At 36.4% G+C, this 1,416-nt stretch carries 2 protein-coding genes; both read left to right on the top strand.

Features of this window, described 5'->3' with window-relative positions:
* Positions 1 to 93: 93 nt before the first annotated feature.
* Positions 94 to 1,185, top strand: a complete 1,092-nt coding sequence (locus tag PGR14_RS15465; protein WP_055248954.1) for an FUSC family protein — start codon at positions 94 to 96, stop codon at positions 1,183 to 1,185.
* Positions 1,148 to 1,416 (top strand): CDP-alcohol phosphatidyltransferase family protein (locus PGR14_RS15460; RefSeq protein WP_270223679.1); only part of this gene is annotated, 269 nt, incomplete at its 3' end. The genes PGR14_RS15465 and PGR14_RS15460, both read left to right, overlap by 38 nt.

The raw sequence follows: 1,416 nt of genomic DNA, 5'->3' as shown, positions 1-1,416 counted from the left end.
GAATATGGTGGATGCAGATTTGTTATAGAGCTGCCAAAGCAGAAAGATGAGATTATATAGTTTTAAGATAAATTAGAAGATGGGAGAATTTATATGACATTTTATCAGGAGTTGCAGTTAAATCAGGCAGGTTCTAAAAACCTGTTGAAAAAGAGTGAAACACTAAAAGAAAAATTATATCATATGTGGGTATATCTGGTGAAGATAGCTGTTACATTGGCATTTTGTTTTTTATTTGTTACTATTTTCAGTATCTTATTTGGAAATGAGAATAGTATTGTGGGTGTAGTAGTTTTATTATGCCTTATGGTATTTCGAAATGCGGATCTGGGGATCCACACCGGACAATCTACGATGCTTTTGGCTTTGTTCTTTGTAATTATGACTGTATGTCCGCATTTAGCAAATCAGTTTTCACCGGTATTGGGAATGCTGTTAAATATTGCGGCACTGGCTGTGTTGATTCTGTTCGGATGCCATAATCCATTCATGTTTAATCAATCTACATTGGTTCTTGGGTATCTGCTGCTATATGGTTATGATATTACGGGAAAAAGCTATCAGATGCGATTAGTCGGAATGGCTTTAGGTGCAGCACTTACCTGCTTCGTATTTTATCGAAATCATAAAAACAGAACTTATAAAAGAAATCTGAAAGATCTGATACAAGAATTTGATATCACTTCTTCCAGAACAAAATGGCAGATATGTCAGATTTTATGCGTACCGATTGTTCTTTGCATTGCAGAACTTTGTAATATGCCACGTGCAATGTGGGCTGGTATTGCGGCCATGTCCGCGATTTTGCCATTTATGGAAGATATGCACTACAGAGTCCGTAAAAGGATTGTCGGAAATATTGCAGGTGTTATATGTTTTACAGTATTATATTTTCTGCTTCCTTCGTCAATCTATGCATATATAGGAATTCTTGGTGGAATCGGTGTAGGACTTTCAGCACAATATGGCTGGCAGGCAGTATTTAACACATTTGGTGCTTTAGCCATTGCTGCAGAGACTTATGGACTACAAGGAGCGGTTAGTCTTAGAGTGATTCAAAATGTTTTTGGTGTTGTGTTTGCTTTAGCATTTTGTGTTATATTTTATTGGTTTATGTCTAAAAAAAAGGAAAGTGAGGTGACCGTACATGCAGAGCGAAGTGAATCAGGAAGAAAATTTGAATAGAATTATTACGGTTCCTAATCTTCTTTCTTTTTTTCGGCTTTGTCTGATTCCGGTAATTATATGGAGTTATTGTGTAAAGAAAAATCCTCTGTTAGCTGGTGAAATCTTATTGCTGTCTGGTTTTACGGATCTTGCTGATGGATATATCGCAAGAAGATTCCATAGGATTAGTAATTTAGGAAAAATACTTGATCCGGTGGCTGATAAGCTGACACAGGCAGCGATGTTAAT

The sequence above is a fragment of the Coprococcus sp. AF99-45 genome (genome assembly GCF_027663865.1).
Taxonomy (GTDB): Bacteria; Bacillota; Clostridia; order Lachnospirales; family Lachnospiraceae; genus Allocoprococcus; species Allocoprococcus comes.
Note: the sequence above shows the minus strand (reverse complement) of the source record. Positions and strands in the feature narration are given on the sequence as shown.

Coding starts and splice junctions, on each gene's coding strand:
- PGR14_RS15465 (WP_055248954.1), top strand. CDS start 94: ATGACATTTTATCAGGAGTTGCAGTTAAATCAGGCAGGTTCTAAAAAC.